1 protein-coding gene and 1 riboswitch are annotated in these 1,708 nt (G+C 67.5%); the gene reads right to left on the reverse strand.

Translation table 11 applies throughout. The annotated features are described in order from the left end of the window. On the reverse strand, positions 1 to 1,420 hold a 1,420-nt coding region (locus ADADOO_RS15850; RefSeq protein ID WP_511278474.1), incomplete at its 3' end, for a TonB-dependent receptor. Positions 1,421 to 1,540: 120 nt separating this feature from the next. After that, a riboswitch (cobalamin riboswitch) is annotated at positions 1,541 to 1,708 on the reverse strand. This riboswitch is flagged as partial in the annotation.

Raw genomic sequence — 1,708 nt, forward strand, 5'->3', positions numbered from 1 at the left:
TGCGGGCGGTGGCGCCGCGCGCATCGTTGCTGTGGAAACCGTGTCCCCAGTTGGCGTACAACTCGGCCTGGCCGAGCGGCGCAAACGGGCCGAAAACGACACCGAGTTTCGGGCTGGTCTGCCCGGCCTCGGCCGTGCCACCGTTGGCCATGTTGAAGGGGCCGGCGAGGGCGGTGGCAGTGGCGTGAATCTGGTCGCGGCGCAGGCCGAATGTGGCGCGCAGCCAGGGCGTCCACTGCGCGCGGACTTCGACGAGGACGCCGAGGGCGGTTTCCGCAATGCGGTCTTCGCGCACGATGGCCGTTCGTTGGCGGTTTTCGGTAGCGTACAGGCCGACCTTGCCGATCTGGTCATGGCGCAACTGCAGGCCGGCGGTGACTTCAGTGTCCAGCCAGCGCGGGCCAAGAAACCAGCTATGGCTGGCCTGGCCACCCCAGACGCTGCGTTCATCGGCCTGCTCGTGCTGGTCGCCCTGCGGGCCGTTGATGTAGCCGGAGGGCGCCGAGAACAAATTGAGCGCGTAGTCGATGACATAAAGATTGACCTTGCCGGCGCTTTCTCCGTTGGTCCATGTTTGTTCGCCGGACAGGCTGTAGCGCTGCGTGCGCCCACCGTCGTTGGCCGACAAGGCGCCGTAACGGCCGATCTCGCCGCTGGCGATGGCGCGTTCGGGGACGTGTTCGGTCGCTGTCCACTCGGCCTGGTAGGCCAGGCCGGTCAAGGCGAAACCGTTGGCCGCGCTGCCGCTGCTCAGGCGCAGCACGGCGTTGGCCTTGGCCAGGTTTTCCGGCTGCGTCCACGGCCCGTCGTTGCTGGCCAGCTCGACGGCAGCAAGCAGGTCGAGCTCGCCGTGGCGATGGCTGCCAGCGGCGAGCAGTCGGCGATAATTGTGCTGGCCAAGCCCAAGGTCGACAAAACGGTGGTCCAGATGGCGCCGGTAATCGAGGCGAGCGCTGCCGGCGGTCACGAAGTCGCCGTCGGCGGCGGCGTACACGCCTTTGCGGTAGTTGACGCTGGCGACCAATTCGGGAATCAGGAAATTGAGGTCCATGTAGCCCTGACCATGGCCGTGGCTGGCCATATTGACCGGCATGCCCAGCAAGTGGGTCGCGAAGTCGCTGCCGTGGTCGAGGTTGAAGCCGCGCAGGAAATACTGGTTGGCCTTGCCGTCCCCGGAGTGCTGGGTGACGATCATGCCGGGCACCGCTTCCAGCACTTCGGCCGGGCGCAGGAGCGGGCGGCTGGCCAGTTGTTTGGCGCTCACCGTGCCTTCGCTCGCCGAATCGGCGACGCCGGTCAGCTCCTGGGCGCCGCTGCTGACGGTGACTTCGGCCAAGGTTGGCAGATCGGCCGCCTGAGCGCAGCCGAGGCTGGCCAGCGCGACGGCGAGGGCGGCGGGGTAGAACAAGGGATGAGGCATGGGCGAACTCCAGAGAATGACCATCTGCCCCGAAATGCTGCGGTCCACGCCCGGTGGCGTGGTGTTTGCAGCCATCCGCAACCCCGCAGACAGTCGATTGCCATCGCCGGCCCGATTGGGGACGGCACGAAGCGACAGGCCGGTCTCCGGGCTGGCAAGTCTTGACGCGCCGCCTTCCCGGAGAGGTATCCAGTGGCCTCGTGGCGCGCCCGCACTCGCTTACCGTTGCGGGGGCAGCCGGGGCATTGCGGCAGCTCGTGCCGCGCACCCCGTTCCCGTTTCACTCAC

It is taken from the genome of Azonexus sp., from assembly GCF_036170495.1.
Lineage (GTDB): Bacteria > Pseudomonadota > Gammaproteobacteria > Burkholderiales > Rhodocyclaceae > Azonexus.